Below are 18,086 nucleotides of genomic sequence, written 5' to 3'. Positions count from 1 at the left end.
AAATTATCAAAATAATTAAATAGTTGGATATCATAATTGTGTGAAACTATGTAAAGTTTGAATCACCACATAAGGAGGGACACACAAATGAAAAAAGTATTATCGACATCCATCATCGCAGGCGTTTTACTCGTACCACAACTCGTCGGTGCGAGCGAACTTAAGTCAGGGACGTTGACGAAACCGTCAAACGAAACTCCGACAACTATCGTTAAAGAATATGCGAAGGCGAAAGGACAATTCAAAACGCTCGAATCAAAACAAGACAAGGTCGGTCAAGTCGTCAAGTTGCAACAGACCGTTGACGGAGTACCGGTATTCGGTGGCATCGTCGTCGGTGTCGTCGATGAAGCGGGGCAGTTGAAGACGGTCGTCGATGATACGAAAGCAGTCAAAGGGTTACATAAGTCAATCAAATTGAACGAACAAAAAGCAGTCAACCGCTATAAAGAGCTCGTCGGTCATCAAGGCGCCTATGAGCTTGAACCGAAAGCGGAACTTGTCGTGTATCCACAAGGCGACTCAGCCGTCTACGTGTATGAAGTAACGGGAACGATCCTTGAGGCAGACGAGCCGTCACGTTGGACGTACTTCATCGACGCAGCGAGTGGAGAAGTCGTCAACAAGTTCAACCAATTGGCGCATGCAAAGCCGGTAAACGGCGTGACGGGCACGACATATACGGGAACAGGCATCGATGTTCTCGGACAGAGTCAAACGTTTAAGACGACGAAGAGTGGGTCGTATTACTATCTTCAGGATTCGACTCGTGGCAAAGGCATTTACACGTACGACGCGAAAAACCGCACTACGCTTCCAGGTTCTCTTTGGGCCGACGTCGATAACGTCTTGAACACGACGTACGACCGGGCCGCTGTCAGCGCGCACGTCAACGCGACGAAGACGTATGACTTCTTCAAGAACACATACGGACGGAACAGTTACGACAACAACGGCGCCGCGCTCAACTCAACGGTCCATTACAGCCGTAGTTACAACAACGCGTTCTGGGATGGTAGCAAGATGGTATACGGGGACGGGGACGGGCAAACGTTCACGTACCTTTCAGGGGCGCTTGATGTCGTCGCGCACGAATTGTCTCACGCCGTCACGGAGTACACGGCAGGACTGATCTATCAAAACGAGTCTGGGGCCATCAACGAAGCCATTTCAGATATTTTCGGGACGGTCGCCGAGTACAGTGTCGGCTCGAACTTTGACTGGTTGATTGGGGAAGACATCTATACGCCAGGCGTTGCCGGTGACGGACTCCGCTCAATGGCGAACCCTGCCGCTTACGGGGACCCAGATCACTATTCGAAACGTTACACAGGGACGCAAGACAACGGCGGTGTCCATATCAACTCAGGAATCGTCAACAAGGCAGCCTACTTGCTTGGTAACGGTGGCACGCACTATGGCGTCTCGGTCCAAGGCGTGGGCGTCATGAAGATGGGTGATATTTACTACCGTGCGCTCACGGTTTACTTGACACCGTCCTCGAACTTCTCGAGCCTCCGTCAGGCGGTCGTGCAGTCAGCGAAAGACTTGTACGGTGCGACGAGCCCGGAAGCAATCGCGGCGGCAAAATCTTTCGACGCGGTCGGCATCAACTAATGAAGGAAGCTGTAGACAAATCTCAATTTGTCTACAGCTTTTTTGTGTGATTACCCTTAATTGTGAAATGCTTGGAATAGGAAGAACAGGGTGAATACATCATTGCCAGTGCATGTTTTGATTTTTTAGATCGTATCGATGGCTCGTTTCAGATGAAACGAGCCAAAAATTGATAAACGATTGCGCGTTCATCAACGAATAAATGATCACACGTCACCTGTTTCTGGGTAAAGGAAGTTGCTACGAGAAAAAAGTGAGGTGGATCAACATGCCAGATTTCGACCGATTCAAAATCGATGAGAAACAAAAGCGGAAATTAAACGATTTTGACACATCAATCGATGACCGACCAACTGACGAGGAATTACAACAGACGCTCATCCCTGAAAGCATTGAACGCTTGAAGGAATTGCATTGGAAACTATATGCCGAGGCAAAGACAGGGGTCATTGTCGTCTTACAGGCGCTCGATGCGGGAGGGAAAGACGAAGCAATCAGCTACATCTTTTCGAACTTGAACGCCCAAGGGTTGAAGACGAACGCCTTCCAGAAGCCGTCCGAAAAAGAAAAGAAACATGACTATTTGTGGCGCATGCACGACTTGATGCCAGAACGCGGGCAGGTCGGTATCCTCAATCGCTCCCATTACGAGGAAGTCATTGCCCCCCGAGTACACGATTTGCTCGGGGAAGAAGTGATTCCGGAAGAGACGGATAAAGAGGCGGTTTGGTCGATGCGTTATCGTCAAATCAATGATTTTGAGCGCTACTTGCATGAGAACGGGTTTGAAATCATCAAGTTTTTCTTCAACGTCTCAAAAGAAGTTCAACGCGACCGCTTGCTTGAGCGATTGAAAGATCCAAAAAAGAATTGGGAGTTTTCGTTTAGTGATGTCGAGGAGCGACAACATTGGGACGACTATCAGGCCATCTTTGCCGACATGCTATCAAAGACGGCGACCGAACAAGCTCCGTGGTACGTCCTTCCGGCCGATGACGAATGGTATGCGCGTTATATCGTCTCATCCGTCATGATTGACGTGTTAGAACGAATCGACCCAGCCTTTCCGACGTTCACAGAAGCCGAACAAGACAAAATCGATGAGGCGATACAGACACTCGAGAACGAGTAAAACAAGGCGTTCTCGTGAACACGGATTTCCCATCTTGCATTGAAAGCGAATTCACAGTACAGTGGAGATAACGAAAGACGTCTGACATCTGTACAAAGGAGTAATGCACGTGGGGAATATTAGTTTGTTATTTGGTGGCGTGGCGTTGTTTTTAAATAGCCTCGTCTTATTTGGGAAAGTCGACGTGAAGAGTGCCGGTGTGTTCAGCTTGTTCACGGGCTTCTTGCAAGCGTTCATCGCGACATGGCTCGTCGTTCAAGCGTCACCGGCTGAAGTGTTCGGATATGCCGGAATTTACTTGTTCGCGTTTACGTATCTATACGTCGGCGTTACGTTCTTGTTTGACTTGGACGGTCGCGGTGTCGGCTGGTTCTCACTCTTCGTCGCGGTCGCAGCACTGTTTTATGCAGGCATCGGCTTCGGGCGGGCCGACTTTGTGGACGGCGCGATGTGGACGTTTTGGGCGTTCCTTTGGGCGCTGTTCTTCCTCGGTATGGGGCTCGGGCGACCAGTCGATGCGGTAACGTCTCGCGTCGCGCTCGTTTTAAGTTGGCTGACTTTAATCGTACCGGCAATGGTCGGAATGTCCGGACTAGTGACACCGCTTTACACGATCATCTGGTGGGCTGCAAGCGGGACGGCGATTATGTATTTCGGGTTTACGATTTGGCGACATCGGCTCGTCGAAGTGACATCGTAAGGGGCTCCTATGGGGGCCTTTTTTTTGCGTATTCAATTGTGTCTAAAATGTGAAAATCGGGAATGGGGAAACAAAGGAGGCGGACACGAATGAGTGATGGCTTAATTTTGTTAGTCGGTTTGCTATTATGTGGTTGGATGCTGTTTGCCGTCGTATTTGATGATACAATTAAACGAAGAATTTGACTGACCGTTTCCTTCTAGGAGCGGTCTTTCGTTTGAGGAGTGAACGAGATGGAAAAAACACCTGTCATCGTGATTGTCGGTCCAACGGCGGTCGGTAAAACGAAGACTGGAATCGAATTGGCGAAAGCGTTCAACGGAGAAATCGTATCTGGCGACTCGGTACAAGTGTATCGCGGCATGGATATTGGGTCGGCAAAAGTGACGGTCGAGGAGGCGGAAGGCATTCCACACCACTTGATCGATCTTTGTGACCCTGATGAACCGATGAGTGTCGCCAAGTTTCAACAACTGGCACGTCACGCGATCGATGACATCTATGCCCGTGGTAAACTGCCGATTATAGTCGGTGGTACCGGGCTATACATCCGATCGATTTTATATGATTACGAGTTTGTCGAACGGCCCGTGAATGAGACGCTGCGAGCGTCGCTCGAAGACGAGGCGAGCCGTCTTGGCCCCGATACGCTTCACGACCGCTTACGGGAACTCGACCCGAGACGCGCCGAACAAATCCATCCGAACAACGTCCGTCGTGTCATTCGCGCGCTCGAAGTCGCGATGCAAGGCGATGCTCAAGCGATGAACAGCACTCCGTCTGAACATTACGCGTATAAGCTATTCGTCTTGCACGCCGATCGTGACGTGCTGTACGAGCGGATCAACAAACGGGTGGACGTCATGCTCGCCTCAGGACTTGTCGAGGAAGTGGAGCGGCTACTCGAATCTGGTTATGGGGACACCCAGGCGATGCGTGCCATTGGTTATAAGGAAGTTGTCCCATACATCGAAGGCCGCGTCACGGAAGAACGGATGCGAGAGACGCTAAAACAACATACAAGACAATTCGCAAAGCGGCAATTGACGTGGTTCCGACATCAATTTGATGGAATTTGGGTAGATATGGGAAGAAAATCATTTGAACTATCGTATAAAAATATTTATGATGAAGTTGAGGGGTTTTTTCGAAAATTCCGATTATTTGAAAGAGACATAGACTAGGGGGAATGCAACATGAAGGCAAGCTATAACATCCAAGACCATTTTTTGAATCAGTTGCGCAAAGAGATGGTACCGACGACCGTGTTTTTAGTAAGCGGGTTTCAAATTCGGGGAGTCATCAAGTCGTTTGACAACTTCACGGTGATCGTTGAGTCGGAAGGACGCCAACAGTTGATTTATAAGCATGCGATTTCTACATTTTCACCGGCACGTAACGTCACACTTTACGAACCGGATGCGGTGGAAGTGACAGAAGGATAAGCTATAAAGAAAGAGCGGCCCGGGGACCGCTCTTTCTTTATGCACTTTTTACGTTTTTGTCGTCACCGATGGCTTCGAGGACGCGGTGGATGGCGCAACCGCCAAGGATCGAGTCGAGTTGGTCGCATAGTTGTGACGGCTTCGACCGATACAAGTGGGCAAATGTGCGCTTCCATGACCGCTCAGCCGACTGGATTCGAACGAGCAGGTCAGCATGGCTCAATTCTTTTAGTTTATCGATGTTCATCCGGTTCGTCCGGGCGAATGCGGACAAGACGAGCGCTTTTGCGAGCGGTGTCTGTATCGGGTAACCAAGGACGAGCAGTGTCGCCATCGCCCCTTTCAATTCGTGTGTGATGATCGATTCGAACACCGAATCGTGCGTATATGGATTTCCGGCATGGCCAGAGACGATTTGCTCGAGCTCGGCTTCAGGCACCGGACAGTTAGCTGCCGCCACAATTTGTTCAATCGTTGGATGTTCGCTCGCATAACGTGTCGCTTCCCCCGTCGCGATGAGCCGTTCATACGTTTCTACTAATGAAATCATCTCGATTCCCCCTTTTTAGAACTATCTCTATCGTATCAATACTCGTAAGCGCTTTCAATGAATTCCACTATATTTTTCGACCTATAACGAAAGTATGTTCGCCTAGCCGGATGAAAAACGGTACAATGGGCACAGATGTGAAGGAGGGGCTGTTATGAACTATTATCAACAAATCGAACCGGTGACGGGGAACGAGTTTGACCGTAAGGTGTATCGAATCCCGGTCATCGAGCCCTCGGACGTACGCCTGTCCGATTTGACAGACGGGACCCCGGTGGACACGAAAGCACTTGTCAGTACGGTCGAGGTGAAAGAGAGTAAGTCAGGCGCGAAGTGGCTTCAGTTAAATTTGACGACAGCGAGCGGCTTGATTCGTGCGAAGCATTGGCTACGTGGGAATGAAGATCAGCTCTTGCCGATCTATGAGTCAGGAGTCGTCGCCGTATCAGGAAAAATCGACGTCTATCCGAAACCGGACGGGGCGAAGTCGATCACAATCGACAAAGTGCAAGCCATCTCTCGTGACGAGGCCGTCTCGCTTTTGCCTGGATTGCCGAACGACGAGAAGCTAGAAGCATTCGCAACGGAACTGTTCGCGATTCTCGCGACGCTCTCACCAGATGCCCAAACGATCGCGTACGCCCTGCTTGAGGACGTATGGGATGATTTCGTATTGGCACCGGCCGCCTTGTATCATCACCATAACTATGCAGGTGGCTTATTGAAGCACACGACGTGCATGCTTCGGCTTGGCTATCGAATCTACGAGCAAGACGACTATTTGGCGATGGCGTTTCGTGTCATCAAAGAGGCCGAGCAGTTGCACAAAGTAGATGTATGGAATACGATGAACGGTGTGAAAGTCGAGCAGGCGTTCAAAGGGACGTTTGAGTCGCTTTATGCGGCATGCGAGGCGATGGCCGAGTTGAAAGAACCGCTCCGGTGGGATGAGCTTGCCCTCGGGATTTTGTTCCACGATATCGGTAAATTGTACGAATATAGCCATCTCCTGTCTTCGCCGCGTCGCTTCGAGAATTTGTTTGCCGTCACGGGCACGAGCGAGACGACAGGGATCTCCATCAATCCGATGGGCAGTCTGATCGGTCATATGCCGTATGGAGGGCTCTTGTTCGAGAAGAGCCAACGTCAATCCGGCGTCACGTTGCCGCTAGACGTCCATCATCGCATTTGGCATATGATTTTATCTCATCATGGAAAACGGGAATGGGGATCGAGCGTTCTTCCGGTAACGGCGGAAGGATGGTTGCTCCATTTCATCGATTTGCTCGACGCTCGCTATGAAAAGTGGGCGCGCATCCATGATAATCTATAAAGTGAGGTTTTTGTAATGATTCCCGTGCAACTTGTGACCGGTTTTTTAGGTGCCGGCAAGACGACTTATATGAACCGGCTGCTCGCGGCGACGAACGAGCGCATCTTGCTCATCGTCAACGAGCTCGGTTCCGTCAATTTGGATGAGCAATTGATCGTCCAGATGGACCAAGAACAAATTGAATTGTCAAACGGCTGTATTTGTTGCTCGATTCAAAACGATTTAAGTAAGACGTTTTATCAACTTGCGGCTAAAGACAAGACGTTCGACCGGATCGTCATCGAGACGACAGGTGTTGCCGATCCAGCCCCCATCATCCAGACAATTTATTATGATGACTACTTACGAACTCATTTCAAGTTGACCGCGATATTAACGGTCGTCGATGCGAGCCAAATGAATCGTGACCTGTTTATAGAAGGAATTCATCAAATCGCTTATGCCGACGTGATTCTTTTGAATAAGACGGATCTCGTGGACGAGACCGCGCTCAGGGAGGCGCATGAGCGGATTCGAACAATCAACCCAACCGTTCGCGTCGTCGAGACGGTACAGACGGAAGGGGACTACGATTTGCTCGAAAACACGTTTCAGTTATCGCGTGTCGACGAGAGACAGCTGTCGACGTTGACAGAAGGTCACGGGTCGGTCGCCACGCTTCGTGCCGTCACGTTGACGACAGACGTACCGCTCTCAAGGGAACGTGTAACGCGCTACGTTCGAGAGGTACTCATGCATTATGAGGACCAGCTGTATCGTTTAAAGGCGATCGTCCGACTTGACGGGGAACGGTCTAAATTCGTCGTCCAGGCGACGAACCAGTTGATGGGTGCGACGTTCGCGAACGAGCCGAGCGATGACGCCCGTTCGGTGTTTGTTTGGATTGGAAAAGAACTTGACCGTGACGCACTCGCTCGCGGATTACAGGCATGTGAGGTGGATGAGACGTGAAACTGATGTTAGTGGATGGGTTCAACTTGTTGTCGCGCTACTATTTCGCGACAGAGCGTCGTCGGGCACTCGACCCTGATGTGACCGTGAAAGGCTTGCTCCGAAAAGTCGATGGGTGGACGAATGACTTCTCTCATATCGCTTTCTTTTGGGACGGGCCGCGTGAATCGACACATCGATTCGCCATTTTCCCTGAATATAAGGCAACACGGACCGGGCTGCCGGAACCGTTATTCGACGACTACGTCAAATTGCGGGCGGCATTGACGGAACGCGGCATCTTCCAATCAGAGCTCGCTGGTTATGAGGCCGACGACTTGATGGGCGCGGTGGCGACACACTTCCCAGGCGAGTCGTACCTCTATTCGTCGGACCGCGACCTGCACCAACTGTTATCGGACTCGGTCTTTCAAATCGTCCCGAAAAAAGGGGAAGAAGTGCTCATGAACGGTGAAGTGTTTGAGTCGCTTTACGGCATCAAACCGCTTCAGTTTGTCGATGTAAAGGCGCTCCAAGGAGACGCATCGGACAATATTCCGGGCGTCCGTGGCATTGGACCGAAGACGGCGACGATTCTCGTTCAATCGTACGATACGGTCGAAGTGCTGTTTGACCGGTTGAAGCATGATCAATTGCTCGAGGCGCACCGGAAGTTCTCGAAGAAGCTCGATGGGCAAGAAGACGTGGCGAAACTGTCAAAACAACTGTCACTAATTGACGTCCATGCCCCAATCGAGACGAGCTGGGAGGCTTATCGCTTTGGTTCACATCTATTTTGACGCCGCAACGAACCAACAAACCGGTTTGAACGGGCTCGGGGTTTGGATTCGTCGTTCCGACGGTACAGTGTCGACGCATCGAAAGCGCGTGTCAGGATTGACGAGCGTGCACGCTGAGCTTGCCGCGCTCGTCTTTGCGCTCGAGCTGGCTCATCTTCTTGAAGGAGAGACGTCGTTCATGATTTATTCGGATGCCGAAACGATTGTGCGGGCCCTCGAACAACGGTTCTTAAAAGACACATCGGCCCGGCCGCTCTTTCTCGAGGCGCTCATCGCCTATGATGATTTACCGGTCACTTTCCTGAAATGGGTGCCACGCAGTGAAAATCGAGCAGATTCGGTCGCCAAACAAGCGTTGACCGAGTGATTCCAACATGAAGTCGGGCCACGTTGCCCGACTTTTTTTCCATTTACCGAGACGCCCGTTTCTTTTTCATATAAGTTTCGCTAGAATGGAAGCGTAGTCAAAAAAAGAGGGGGAATTTTCATGGATTATCGGATTGAACGGGACACGATGGGGGAAATCAATGTTCCAGCTTCGGCAAAATGGGGCGCGCAGACGCAACGCAGTCTAGAGAACTTTAAGATTGGAACGGAAAAGATGCCACTTGAGGTCGTTTACGCCTTCGCCATTTTGAAAAAGGGAGCGGCTCTTGCGAACGCAGAACTTGGCGTACTCGAACAAGCTAAAGCTGACGTCATTAGTGAAGTCGCCGATGACATCATCGCGGGGAAACATGATGCCGAGTTCCCGCTTGTCGTCTGGCAGACCGGTTCAGGGACGCAGTCAAACATGAACGTCAACGAAGTCATTGCTCATTTGGCGAATGACTTGTTAAAGGCGCGCGGTCAATCACTTAAGATTCACCCAAACGATGATGTCAACAAATCGCAAAGTTCAAACGACACGTATCCGACGGCGATGCATATCGCGGCCATATTAGCGGTCGAAGATCACGTCCTCCCAGCGATTGAGGCGCTGCACGATACGCTTGCCCGTAAGGCTGACGAGTTCATGGACATCGTCAAGATTGGACGGACCCATCTTCAAGATGCGACACCGGTCACACTCGGACAAGAAATCAGTGGTTGGGTCCGAATGCTCGAATTGTCGAAACAGATGATTGAGCGGACGATCGAACCGTTGACGGAACTTGCCCTAGGCGGGACGGCTGTCGGTACAGGCATCAACGCCCATCCACGCTTCGGGGAAGTCGTCGCAGCGAAAATCTCACAAGAGACGGGCAAACAGTTCGTTACCGCGGTGAACAAGTTCCATGCGCTTACTAGCCATGACCAACTCGTCTTCACCCACGGCGCGTTGAAGGCACTCGCTATGGACGCAATGAAAATCGCAAACGACGTTCGTTGGCTCGCCTCAGGACCACGTGCCGGCATCGGGGAAATCACAATCCCTGAGAACGAGCCGGGTAGCTCGATCATGCCTGGAAAAGTCAACCCGACACAGAGTGAAGCGCTCACGATGGTCGCTGCACAAGTGCTCGGAAACGATGCGACAATCGGATTCGGGGCAAGCCAAGGGAACTTCGAGTTAAACGTCTTTAAGCCCGTCATTATGTACAACTTCTTACAGACGTGTCGCTTATTGACGGATAGTCTCCATTCGTTCGACACGCATTGCGCGGTCGGCATCGAGCCGGACTTTGACGTGATTGCCCATAACGTCGAGCGCTCACTCATGCTCGTCACAGCGCTTAACCCGCACATCGGATACGAAAATGCGGCGAAAATCGCGAAACTTGCTCACAAAGAAGGCGTATCGCTCAAAGAAGCGGCGTTAAAGACGGGTCTCCTTGACGAGGAACAATTTGACAAATGGATTCGTCCGGAAGAGATGACGTCTCCAAACTTAAAGGTTGAAAAATAACACAGAGGCGGCCGCAAGGTCGCTTTTTTATTGCGATATTTAGTACGTAAGTACTATCCTTTTGTCAAACAATAGGAATAAAATGAGGAAATAGTTGTATTTTCGTGGATGAAGTCTCATAATCGAAAGAAGAAGCGAAATTCGGGAGAACGAAACTGGGGGGTCGGGAATGTTGCATCAACCTACAGATCGTATACACGAGATCTTGTTCAAATTGACAGAAGCGCGACAACTGCCAAAACAAGAGATTGATTATTTACTGGATTGGATGAAAACCGAAGTGAAGACGCGTCGGTTCATGCATTTACTTGAAATTTTCAGCCGGGTTGAGGCGGATGCACGTGATTTGCCCGCTGTCCTCACACAATCGGAGGCGACAGCGCTAATCGCTCCGGTGAAACGATACATACACACGATTCTTGGAATCGAACAAGAAGAGGAAGACCTCGTCCTCATCTTGTCTACCAGTTTTTCGACGTTTAGCCGATATAAACCGCGTGTCGAGAAACTTGGAGCGCGGCCCGTGTTTTTACAAACGTTAGCTGAGGCAGTCGAGTATGACTACGAGGATGTCCCGAAAGCGATTATGATGGATGTCGAGCTATGGTCGAACTTTCGTGAGCGTGACATCCAGTCGTTCGTTAGCAAGATGAAAAAATTATACGTCCCGCTCATCGTCATCGGAACGAACGAGCATTATCGGCTCGCCGCCTATTCGTATGGCTTCGATGACTATTGGGAGTCATGGATTCCGATGGAAGAGCGTCTCGTCCGACTCGGGCATCATATCGAAAAAGCGCGTCTCGTCTCAAAAGCGCTACTCGTCGATGAGTTGACCGGGGCGTTCAATCGAAAATATTTAAAGCCGACGTTCAGTCGATTCATGTCTCGGCTCGAGCGTTCAGGCGAGAGTTTTACGATTGCACTACTAGATATCGATCATTTTAAACAATTGAACGATACGTTCGGTCATGCCTATGGCGACGAGGTGCTCCATCGGGTCGCTGAAGAGATTCGGCTCGCCATCCGTTCAAGTGATGAATTGATTCGTTACGGGGGTGAGGAGTTTCTCGTCATCTTGAACGTCTCGGACCGACAAGTCGTCGACACCGTGCTCGAGCGTGTACGGACACGCATTGAGCAGATGACGTTCGCCTATGAACATCATGTCACCGTCTCGATTGGATACACGCGTGTCTGTGAGACCGGTCTGACACTTGGCGAGTGGTGCGCTTACGCCGACGAGGCACTCTATAAGGCGAAGCGGGACGGACGCAATCGCATCATTCGTTATTCGACAGCCGTTCGGGAAGAGAAGCGGCTTGCCTACGTCACGATGAGTCCGAGAAAATACGCCCGCTTGGCGGATCAGCTACCGAAGCAGCATCGTCGATATGAAGTCATCTACCGACCGTATGAAGCTTATGTATGCAACGAACACGTCGAGATGTTTGTACTCGATGAACCCGAATCGAGTGACGTACGAACATTTTCGGCCGTGAAAGAACAACGCGGCAAGTATAGTCACATCTTAGCTGTGACTTCACGGACGGCAGCCAAGCTTGGTCTATATGACGACGTATCTGAGGCTGATAGTGAGGCTGCCATCACTGAGAAAATTGAACAATGGCTTGAAAAATTGCCAGACTAAAAAAGACATCGAATTCAATCGATGTCTTTTCTGTCGTATTGATAAAAGGTGAAACTGTAGTCGTGACGGTCATCGCTCGGATGAAACTGTTCCGATGTGACGACGACGTCCGGTAGCGTCGGATAGAACGTATCGGCCTCAAACGTTTCATCGACCACCGTGACGAAAAAGCGATCGGTCCACGGCATCGTCTGCTCATACAACGTGGCGCCACCGATGACAAAAAAATTATGCTCTTTCGCTTCGTCTTTTAGCCGCTCGAGATTATGCCAAACTTCGATATTGTCGGCCTTAAACGATGTGTCGGACGTGACGACGATGTTTCGCCGGTTTGGGAGGGCCTGCCCGATTGACTCGTAAGTCTTGCGGCCCATCACGATCGTCTCGCCCGTCGTGATCACTTTGAACTGCTTCAAGTCATCCGGAAGCTTCCAGAGCAAGTCGTTATCTTTTCCGATTTCACGATTTAAGCCATAGGCGACGACATGTATGATCATACGCTGACGGCTCCTTTAATGTGCGGGTGCGGATCGTAATCGACGATTTCGAAGTCCTCGAACCGAAAGTCCTCGATGGAAGTGACGTCCCGGACAATTTTTAGTTGTGGAAGCGGTCGTGGCTCACGAGTCAATTGCAAGTTCACTTGCTCGAGATGGTTATGATAAATATGGGCGTCGCCGAGCGTATGGACGAAGTCCCCGACTTCAAGGCCAGTCACATGCGCGACCATATGTGTGAGTAGGGCGTAGGACGCGATATTGAACGGGACACCGAGGAACGTGTCGGCGCTCCGCTGATAGAGCTGGCACGATAGCTTGCCGTCCGCAACATAAAATTGGAACAACAGGTGGCATGGCGGTAGCGCCATGTCTTCAAGTTGACCGGGGTTCCAAGCCGAGACGATGAGACGGCGGGAGTCTGGATTCGTCTTAATCTGTTCAATCACCTGAGCGAGCTGGTCGACACTCGTGCCGTCCGGTTTCGGGAAGGAGCGCCACTGGGCACCGTAGACAGGACCAAGGTTGCCGTCCTCATCTGCCCATTCGTTCCAGATGCGGACTCCGTTGTCTTGCAAATATTTGACGTTCGTCTCCCCTGAGATGAACCAAAGGAGTTCGTGGATGATGGAACGGGTATGTAATTTTTTCGTCGTGATCAGGGGGAACCCGTCCTGAAGGTTGAATCGCATTTGATAACCGAAGACGCTCGTCGTCCCGGTACCGGTCCGGTCCTCTTTGACGACCCCGTGTTCGAGGATATGGGCGCATAAATCATGGTATTGCTTCATGTGGGAAATCCCCTTTCTCATTCTAGATATTCAAAAAGTCGCACTCATTATAACACAATATATTGGGAAAACGATGGATGTTTACGGGCAAATCGTTCTAAATATCGGTTTCTCTCCGAATGTTTCATGTAGCGAATATCGGAAAAAGAAGACTAAAGGAAAAGACGATTTCGCTGACTCAGATTCATGAGGAGGGATAGGATGAAAGCAGTCATCTGTACCGCGTACGGCCCCCCAGATGTGCTAGAGCTTCACGAAGTGGACGAGCCTGTTCCGAAAGCCGATGAACTATTGATTCGAGTCCATGCGACAGCCGTTCATTCAGGTGACCGTCGGCTCCGGGCGCTCGACGTCCCGGCAACCGGCAAACTTCCGATGCGGCTTGTCGTCGGACTCAAAGCACCGCGTCAACCGATTTTAGGTGTCGTCTTGGCAGGAGAGGTCGTCGAGACAGGAGCACGTGTTGACGCGTTCAACGTAGGGGACCGCGTCTATGCGTTGACCAGGATGCGATTTGGCGGCTATGCGGAATATGCGTGTATCAAAGTGCATAAATGTGTGGAACACATGCCACGACATGCAAGCTATGAGGAAGCGGCGAGCCTGCCGTTCGGTGGAACGACCGCCCTCCACTTTTTACGGAAAGTGAACATCGAACAGACGAAGTCCGTATTGATTTATGGGGCTTCCGGGGCAGTCGGTTCGATGGCCGTCCAAATCGCCAAACACTTCGGGACTCACGTGACGGCAGTTTGTCAAACGCGAAACTTCGAACTCGTGAAACAATTAGGCGCAGACGTTTTGGTCGATTATAAAACGGAAGGATACGACAACGAGTTGATCACGTATGATGCCGTGTTCGATGCGGCCGGAAAAATCGATAAGCGAATGGCCCGGAAGCATGTCAAAGAGGGTGGGAAGTTTCGTTCCGTCGCCGGTCAAGGTGTCTCGAGCGAACGAAAAGAGGACCTGAGTTTCTTGAACGAGCTGTTCGACGAAGGACACATAAAAGCGGTCATCGACTCGATCTATCCGATTGAGGAGATTGTCGCGGCCCATCGTTACGTCGATGCGGGCGGGAAGGCAGGAAATGTCATCGTGAGCGTGGTACAGCCAGCCGAATTGAACGTATCCCAATGACCGGTTTGGTGTCAATCTAATCAATCGTTTTGTTTTCCCGGCGTAGCTTTTAGGGTATACTTGTGAAGGAAATGAAAGGGAGGGATTCGATGAAATTACAAGGTAAGAACGTCTTGCAGATTCTCAGTGACGACTTCGAAGACTTGGAGTTGTGGTATCCGGTCCATCGCTTACGTGAAGAAGGCGCAAACGTCATCCTCGCTGGTGAGAAAGGGGCACATGTGTATACAGGTAAATATGGTGTCCCGGCCAAATCGGACGTGGCGTTCGAAGACGTCGATATCACATCATTTGATGCGATTCTCGTGCCAGGAGGCTGGTCGCCAGACTTATTGCGCCGGTTTGACTCGGTGAAGGAGTTCGTCCGCTACATGCATGAGGAAAAACGTCCAATCGGTCAAATTTGTCACGCAGGATGGGTCTTGATCTCAGCGAATATTTTAGAAGGCGTCAATGTGACAAGCACACCAGGTATTAAAGACGACATGGAGAACGCCGGTGCGATTTGGCATGATGAGCCAGTCGTCGTGGACGGTCATATCGTCTCAAGTCGTCGGCCACCCGATCTTCCAGATTACATGCGCGCTTTCGTCGATGTCATGGCACAGCGCTAACAAACAAAGGAGCTTATGAACGTTGCTTAAATCTAATCCAATTCTTCGCAAATCAATGGAATCCACTGCTTACTCGACCGCACCGATGACAAAAGCCGGTACTTGGTCAAAAGTATTCACACTACTACTGCTTGTCACCGCTTCGGCAGGCGTCACCTGGACGGTCGTCCCGTCAGTCGGGGAAGGATTGCTCTTCCCACTCATGATCGGATCGGCCGTACTCGGTTTGGTTCTGGCGCTCGTCATCACGTTTAAACCAAACACGGCGCCGGTCGTCGCACCGCTCTACGGTATCATTCAAGGGGTGTTCGTTGGGACGGTCTCGTACTTCTTCGAAGCAATGGTGCCAGGAATCGTCGGTCGCGCCGTCATGACGACGTTCGTCGTCGCATTCGCGATGTGGTTCGTCTATTCGACGGGGCTCGTCAAAGTGACACAAAAGTTCCGTGCCGGCATCATGGCTGCCATCTTTACAGTCATGCTCCTCTATCTCGTTCAAATCGGGATGAGCTTCTTCGGGACAGGACTTCCATTTATGACCGGCTCTTCGCCACTCGCGATTGGCGTCCAGTTCGTGATTGTCATCATCGCCTCGCTCGCCCTCGTCCTTGACTTCGATTTTATCGCGCGTCAAGTAGAAGCGCGGGCACCGAAGACGCTCGAGTGGGTCGCGGCGTTTGGGTTGATTGTGACGCTCATCTGGCTCTATATCGAATTGCTCGACTTGTTGTATCGACTCGCAAATCGGGACTAAAATCATCGGCCATCCGGCCGGTGATTTTTTTCAGGAAGAAAGGAAAGGTTCATGATGAAGAAAATACTCATTATCGGTTCTGGGATCGTCGGCATCTCGGCGGCGTATCATTTGGCCGGGAAGGCGGACGTGACGGTCATCGATCGACAAGACGCCGGTCGGGCGACCGATGCGGCAGCGGGAATCGTCTGTCCGTGGATTGCGCAACGGCGGAACAAAGCATGGTACGCCCTAGCAAAAGGCGGGGCACGCTACTACGCGGAAGTGGTCGATGCGTTGATAAAGGCAGGTGAGACGGACACCGGCTATAAACGAGTCGGGACGCTCGCCTTGCATGAAGATAAAAAGCTGAACGAAATGCTTGAACGGACGAAAGTCCGTCGTGAAGACGCACCGGAAATCGGTGAAATGACACGATTGTCGGTTGAAGAGGCACGTTCCCTCTTTCCCCCACTATCTGAAGACTACGAAGCGCTTCTCGTCGAAGGTGGGGCGCGTGTGGACGGGGAGCGAATCCGATCTGCGCTTGAACGCGTCGCCATCAAGCGTGGCGTAAACGTCGTCCACGGTTCGGCGCAACTCGTCGAAGACGACGGCTATCATGTCTTATGCGAGGGGGTTCGTTACGAAGCGGATGAAATCATTCTCGCCTGTGGGGCATGGCTGAAGGAATTGCTCGAACCGATCGGATATACGACAACCGTCAAGCCGGAGAAAGCGCAAATCGTCCATGTGAGGCTGTCGGATACGGACACATCAGAATGGCCGGTCGCGATGCCACCACGCCGACGTTACTTGCTCGGATTCGAAGACGGTAAAGTCGTCATCGGCTCGACGCACGAGAAAGAGAAAGGTTTTGATGTCCGACCGACAGCAGTCGGAGTCCACGAAGTGCTCACAAAAGGACTCGAATCGGCCCCAGGACTCGCTGAAGCAGAACTCGTCGAGACACGCGTCGGGTTGCGCCCCGTCACACCGAATTCGATTCCGGTGCTCGGTCGCATCCCAGGAGCGGAACAGTTGGTCGTCGCGAACGGACTCGGCTCTTCGGGACTGACGGTCGGTCCGTTCATCGGCAAAGTGCTCGCTGACCTTGTCCTGACAGGGGACTGCGAGCTCGACATGTCGCTTTACTCAATTTCTGAGTCAATCTTTATGAAGGAAAATAGCTAATCGAAGGAAGTGAAAGGAATGCGATACGAAATCGACTTAAAAAATGATGAAGATGATGACTACTATGAGCTGGCGGATAACGTCGGGACAGTGGAAGTACTAGATCAAGAGGAAGAAAGTCCACATAAACATCCAAGAGTGATGATTTCATTAAGTCGAAATGCCATGATTGGACTCGGCACAGAGTTGATTCGCATGGCCCATCGTTTTGAAATCGGACGTCACATGCATATTGAACCTATGGAGGAAGGTTTGGTGTGTCAAAGTATGGGAGTGTTTTTGACGCCTGAAAGTTCTGAACTCATTATTATGTGTGGAGACGAAAAAGATGTTGATTCATACATCGCACCTGAACTTCAAGATGATGGTTCTTAAAAAGCCGTAACGAATAGATGAAGTCGCCTTGCCTTTCTTATGCGCATAAGTAGGCAAGACGACTTTTTTAATCGTTCTTTTTCATAATACCGTGTAGGAAAAAATGATAATACTCGTTCATCGTCTCGGTCATGTGTGCTGTCGAGAGCGCCGGGTCGGACAAGATTGCCTGCTGCATCAGTTGTACATAACGAAGGTAAGCATCGGTCGAGACGGTCGCTTCAATGGCACCACTCGTCTTCCCATATTCGATAAGCTGACGAAACGCGGCATAGCCACGCGCGGCAAGTTCATGCCAGGATGGGTCCGACGTGACGGTCGCCAACACGGTGTCGTCAAATAGGATAGCCGTGTCAATCTTACGCTTCAATATATCGATTAGTAATACGTCGAAAGGGACGTGGCGTTCGATTTGTCGTTCAATCCAGCCCATCTCGCTCTCGGTCAAGCGAGTGAGCACAAGTAAGATCACCTGTTCTTTCGATCCGAAATAATTGTAGATGGAGACGGGAGACACCGATGCGGCACGGGCGAGTTCACTTATAGTGAAGCGAGACTGCTTTTGCCGCATCAACGTATGGGCGGCTAAAAGAATGGCTTCTCGCTTCTCCTCCGTCCGTTTTATGAAACCATCCATGGTCTACCTCCTGTCCATTCGTTTTGTAATCAATATACCATTTCCATTTCAAAAAATAA

20 protein-coding genes are annotated in these 18,086 nt (G+C 50.9%); 16 read left to right on the top strand and 4 right to left on the bottom strand.

Annotation, left to right across the window (positions count from 1 at the left end; translation table 11 throughout):
* Window positions 1–87 precede the first annotated feature (87 nt).
* From KNP92_RS07290 to hfq, 5 genes are all read left to right on the top strand, one after another.
* Window positions 88–1,617, top strand: coding sequence for a M4 family metallopeptidase (locus KNP92_RS07290; RefSeq protein ID WP_214839026.1), 1,530 nt, complete (start codon window positions 88–90; stop codon window positions 1,615–1,617).
* Window positions 1,618–1,885: 268 nt separating this feature from the next.
* Window positions 1,886–2,749, top strand: a complete 864-nt coding sequence (locus KNP92_RS07285) for a PPK2 family polyphosphate kinase (protein WP_214839024.1) — start codon at window positions 1,886–1,888, stop codon at window positions 2,747–2,749.
* A 103-nt stretch (window positions 2,750–2,852) separates the two neighbouring features.
* Window positions 2,853–3,449, top strand: coding sequence for an AmiS/UreI family transporter (locus KNP92_RS07280; RefSeq protein ID WP_376778108.1), 597 nt, complete (start codon window positions 2,853–2,855; stop codon window positions 3,447–3,449).
* Window positions 3,450–3,682: 233 nt separating this feature from the next.
* The gene (miaA, locus tag KNP92_RS07275) at window positions 3,683–4,633 is read left to right on the top strand and encodes a tRNA (adenosine(37)-N6)-dimethylallyltransferase MiaA (RefSeq protein ID WP_214839020.1); all 951 of its coding nucleotides are present in this window, start codon (window positions 3,683–3,685) and stop codon (window positions 4,631–4,633) included.
* Between the two features lie 12 nt (window positions 4,634–4,645).
* Window positions 4,646–4,894 (top strand): RNA chaperone Hfq, encoded by a 249-nt coding sequence (hfq, locus tag KNP92_RS07270; RefSeq protein ID WP_012726185.1) that lies wholly within the window; start codon window positions 4,646–4,648, stop codon window positions 4,892–4,894.
* Between the two features lie 37 nt (window positions 4,895–4,931).
* Here hfq and KNP92_RS07265 read toward each other — a convergent pair whose 3' ends face one another.
* Window positions 4,932–5,444, bottom strand: coding sequence for a hypothetical protein (locus tag KNP92_RS07265; RefSeq protein ID WP_214839018.1), 513 nt, complete (start codon window positions 5,442–5,444; stop codon window positions 4,932–4,934).
* Between the two features lie 154 nt (window positions 5,445–5,598).
* Here KNP92_RS07265 and KNP92_RS07260 point away from each other — a divergent pair, with 154 nt between their 5' ends.
* The 6 genes from KNP92_RS07260 (at window position 5,599) to KNP92_RS07235 (ending at window position 12,046) form a co-directional block, all read left to right on the top strand.
* Window positions 5,599–6,777, top strand: a complete 1,179-nt coding sequence (locus KNP92_RS07260) for a DNA-binding protein (protein WP_214839016.1) — start codon at window positions 5,599–5,601, stop codon at window positions 6,775–6,777.
* A 15-nt stretch (window positions 6,778–6,792) separates the two neighbouring features.
* On the top strand, window positions 6,793–7,728 hold the full coding sequence (locus KNP92_RS07255; protein ID WP_214839014.1) for a CobW family GTP-binding protein: 936 nt from the start codon (window positions 6,793–6,795) through the stop codon (window positions 7,726–7,728).
* 5 nt (window positions 7,729–7,733) lie between these two features.
* A complete protein-coding gene (locus tag KNP92_RS07250) occupies window positions 7,734–8,507 on the top strand; it encodes a 5'-3' exonuclease (RefSeq protein WP_251136524.1) in 774 nt (257 codons plus the stop codon).
* Window positions 8,488–8,874, top strand: coding sequence for a reverse transcriptase-like protein (locus tag KNP92_RS07245; protein WP_214839008.1), 387 nt, complete (start codon window positions 8,488–8,490; stop codon window positions 8,872–8,874). Before KNP92_RS07250 ends, KNP92_RS07245 begins: the two co-directional genes overlap by 20 nt.
* Before the next feature lie 120 nt (window positions 8,875–8,994).
* A complete protein-coding gene (gene fumC, locus KNP92_RS07240; protein ID WP_214839006.1) occupies window positions 8,995–10,395 on the top strand; it encodes a class II fumarate hydratase in 1,401 nt (466 codons plus the stop codon).
* A 169-nt stretch (window positions 10,396–10,564) separates the two neighbouring features.
* Window positions 10,565–12,046, top strand: coding sequence for a GGDEF domain-containing protein (locus tag KNP92_RS07235; protein ID WP_214839004.1), 1,482 nt, complete (start codon window positions 10,565–10,567; stop codon window positions 12,044–12,046).
* Window positions 12,047–12,060: 14 nt separating this feature from the next.
* On the opposite strand, the gene KNP92_RS07230 is transcribed toward KNP92_RS07235, so the two are convergent.
* A complete protein-coding gene (locus tag KNP92_RS07230; RefSeq protein ID WP_214839002.1) occupies window positions 12,061–12,543 on the bottom strand; it encodes a dihydrofolate reductase in 483 nt (160 codons plus the stop codon).
* A complete protein-coding gene (locus KNP92_RS07225) occupies window positions 12,540–13,334 on the bottom strand; it encodes a thymidylate synthase (RefSeq protein ID WP_246514186.1) in 795 nt (264 codons plus the stop codon). The genes KNP92_RS07230 and KNP92_RS07225 overlap by 4 nt, the downstream gene beginning before the upstream one ends.
* Before the next feature lie 201 nt (window positions 13,335–13,535).
* On the opposite strand from KNP92_RS07225, the gene KNP92_RS07220 reads away from it, so the two are divergent.
* The 5 genes from KNP92_RS07220 (at window position 13,536) to KNP92_RS07200 (ending at window position 17,390) form a co-directional block, all read left to right on the top strand.
* Window positions 13,536–14,474: an NAD(P)-dependent alcohol dehydrogenase gene (locus tag KNP92_RS07220; RefSeq protein WP_214839000.1), complete on the top strand. Its 939-nt coding sequence runs from the start codon at window positions 13,536–13,538 to the stop codon at window positions 14,472–14,474.
* Between the two features lie 89 nt (window positions 14,475–14,563).
* On the top strand, window positions 14,564–15,088 hold the full coding sequence (locus KNP92_RS07215) for a type 1 glutamine amidotransferase domain-containing protein (RefSeq protein WP_214838997.1): 525 nt from the start codon (window positions 14,564–14,566) through the stop codon (window positions 15,086–15,088).
* A gap of 22 nt (window positions 15,089–15,110) precedes the next feature.
* On the top strand, window positions 15,111–15,842 hold the full coding sequence (locus KNP92_RS07210) for a Bax inhibitor-1/YccA family protein (protein ID WP_260564024.1): 732 nt from the start codon (window positions 15,111–15,113) through the stop codon (window positions 15,840–15,842).
* A 54-nt stretch (window positions 15,843–15,896) separates the two neighbouring features.
* The gene (locus KNP92_RS07205) at window positions 15,897–17,015 is read left to right on the top strand and encodes an NAD(P)/FAD-dependent oxidoreductase (RefSeq protein ID WP_214838993.1); all 1,119 of its coding nucleotides are present in this window, start codon (window positions 15,897–15,899) and stop codon (window positions 17,013–17,015) included.
* 18 nt (window positions 17,016–17,033) lie between these two features.
* Window positions 17,034–17,390 (top strand): hypothetical protein, encoded by a 357-nt coding sequence (locus KNP92_RS07200; RefSeq protein ID WP_214838992.1) that lies wholly within the window; start codon window positions 17,034–17,036, stop codon window positions 17,388–17,390.
* A gap of 67 nt (window positions 17,391–17,457) precedes the next feature.
* Here KNP92_RS07200 and KNP92_RS07195 read toward each other — a convergent pair whose 3' ends face one another.
* On the bottom strand, window positions 17,458–18,027 hold the full coding sequence (locus KNP92_RS07195; protein ID WP_214838991.1) for a TetR/AcrR family transcriptional regulator: 570 nt from the start codon (window positions 18,025–18,027) through the stop codon (window positions 17,458–17,460).
* Window positions 18,028–18,086 lie beyond the last annotated feature (59 nt).

The sequence above is a fragment of the Exiguobacterium sp. s122 genome, from assembly GCF_018618475.1.
Taxonomy (GTDB): Bacteria; Bacillota; Bacilli; order Exiguobacteriales; family Exiguobacteriaceae; genus Exiguobacterium; species Exiguobacterium himgiriensis.
The sequence above is the reverse complement of the archived record's forward strand: the minus strand, read 5'-3'. Positions and strand labels throughout refer to the sequence as shown.

Bases quoted from the DNA above. Each gene is read 5' to 3' on its own strand.
- KNP92_RS07250 (WP_251136524.1), top strand. From the start codon at position 7,734: ATGTTAGTGGATGGGTTCAACTTGTTGTCGCGCTACTATTTCGCGACA.
- KNP92_RS07225 (WP_246514186.1), bottom strand. From the start codon at position 13,334: ATGAAGCAATACCATGATTTATGCGCCCATATCCTCGAACACGGGGTC.
- KNP92_RS07280 (WP_376778108.1), top strand. From the start codon at position 2,853: ATGCACGTGGGGAATATTAGTTTGTTATTTGGTGGCGTGGCGTTGTTT.
- KNP92_RS07255 (WP_214839014.1), top strand. From the start codon at position 6,793: ATGATTCCCGTGCAACTTGTGACCGGTTTTTTAGGTGCCGGCAAGACG.
- KNP92_RS07260 (WP_214839016.1), top strand. From the start codon at position 5,599: ATGAACTATTATCAACAAATCGAACCGGTGACGGGGAACGAGTTTGAC.
- KNP92_RS07200 (WP_214838992.1), top strand. From the start codon at position 17,034: ATGCGATACGAAATCGACTTAAAAAATGATGAAGATGATGACTACTAT.
- miaA (WP_214839020.1), top strand. From the start codon at position 3,683: ATGGAAAAAACACCTGTCATCGTGATTGTCGGTCCAACGGCGGTCGGT.
- KNP92_RS07285 (WP_214839024.1), top strand. From the start codon at position 1,886: ATGCCAGATTTCGACCGATTCAAAATCGATGAGAAACAAAAGCGGAAA.
- KNP92_RS07265 (WP_214839018.1), bottom strand. From the start codon at position 5,444: ATGATTTCATTAGTAGAAACGTATGAACGGCTCATCGCGACGGGGGAA.
- hfq (WP_012726185.1), top strand. From the start codon at position 4,646: ATGAAGGCAAGCTATAACATCCAAGACCATTTTTTGAATCAGTTGCGC.
- KNP92_RS07195 (WP_214838991.1), bottom strand. From the start codon at position 18,027: ATGGATGGTTTCATAAAACGGACGGAGGAGAAGCGAGAAGCCATTCTT.
- KNP92_RS07230 (WP_214839002.1), bottom strand. From the start codon at position 12,543: ATGATCATACATGTCGTCGCCTATGGCTTAAATCGTGAAATCGGAAAA.
- KNP92_RS07220 (WP_214839000.1), top strand. From the start codon at position 13,536: ATGAAAGCAGTCATCTGTACCGCGTACGGCCCCCCAGATGTGCTAGAG.
- KNP92_RS07215 (WP_214838997.1), top strand. From the start codon at position 14,564: ATGAAATTACAAGGTAAGAACGTCTTGCAGATTCTCAGTGACGACTTC.
- fumC (WP_214839006.1), top strand. From the start codon at position 8,995: ATGGATTATCGGATTGAACGGGACACGATGGGGGAAATCAATGTTCCA.
- KNP92_RS07205 (WP_214838993.1), top strand. From the start codon at position 15,897: ATGAAGAAAATACTCATTATCGGTTCTGGGATCGTCGGCATCTCGGCG.
- KNP92_RS07235 (WP_214839004.1), top strand. From the start codon at position 10,565: ATGTTGCATCAACCTACAGATCGTATACACGAGATCTTGTTCAAATTG.
- KNP92_RS07290 (WP_214839026.1), top strand. From the start codon at position 88: ATGAAAAAAGTATTATCGACATCCATCATCGCAGGCGTTTTACTCGTA.